This is a genomic window from Staphylococcus petrasii (assembly GCF_002902565.1).
Lineage (GTDB): Bacteria > Bacillota > Bacilli > Staphylococcales > Staphylococcaceae > Staphylococcus > Staphylococcus petrasii.
Window position 1 is genome coordinate 1 of the sequence record NZ_PPRC01000125.1, and the last position, 990, is coordinate 990.

Consider the following 990-nt stretch of genomic DNA (forward strand, 5'->3'; position numbering starts at 1 on the left):
CTACAAAAACTGATATAATTCTATCTTTCATAAAACTTCATAATATCGAAGAACATATATATTATTTATAATTATATATGTTCTATTTTTTTATGTTCACATTTTTTAAAAGAGAAAATACTATTAACATACCAAACATCATAATTCCAGTTACTATAATTATAAATGCTCGATAATCTTACTCAACTTTTCCATATAGAAAATAACTTATTTTAAATTAATTAATTAATCACATTAAAAAATTATATAATCCTTGCCAAAAAAGAACATACGTTCTACAATGATGATGAGGTGGTAAACATGATTCCAAATCCTAATGCGCCAGATGAATATAAATATGAAACTGATTATAGAAAAATACCAAGAAAATATTTAAACCCTAAAATCCCTCAAGGGCGTGGAAAAATCAAATGGCAAGCTTTTGCGACTCTCCCGCAACAGTTTGAAATTTTAGAACAAATTATAAAGGATCAAAATAAAATAGAAAAACCATTGCTAACACATGATTCATTAGATAATTTAGATCAGATTTTTCAAATAAAAATTCAAAATGATGAGTTATGTACAATCTCATATTGGGAAGACGGTAACATTTCAAAATATACAGGAAAAATTTTAAAAAAGGATGAAATTAGTAATACATTTTCCTTTTCTGATACTAACAATAATATATATAATTTAAATAATGCTAACGTTTGTAGTATCACTTAACACTATTTAAACTTTTAAAAAGTTTAAATAGTGTTCTTATAATTACCTTTTTCGAAATACTTCTAGCAAAATCATTATAAGTATCATACTGATATTAAATATATTATTTTTATCACTGAAAAAAATTTCTACTACTTGGAAAATTGATAAAAGACTTATTATTAACAAAAGTTTATTTAATTTTTCGCTTCTTTCTTCTTCCTTATATGACTGCTCCAATTCAATTAGTGATAATTCTTCTTTGTTTAATTCTTCAATATATTGTGGAGATTTAAAATC

1 protein-coding gene and 1 pseudogene are annotated in these 990 nt (G+C 23.5%); one reads left to right on the top strand and one right to left on the bottom strand.

The features are described 5' to 3' along the window. Positions 1–300: 300 nt before the first annotated feature. On the top strand, positions 301–711 hold the full coding sequence (locus CD127_RS11910; RefSeq protein WP_000612779.1) for a YolD-like family protein: 411 nt from the start codon (positions 301–303) through the stop codon (positions 709–711). 42 nt (positions 712–753) lie between these two features. Here the strand turns inward: CD127_RS11910 and CD127_RS11915 are convergent. Further along, positions 754–990, bottom strand: a pseudogene (locus CD127_RS11915) (hypothetical protein); the annotation flags it as partial.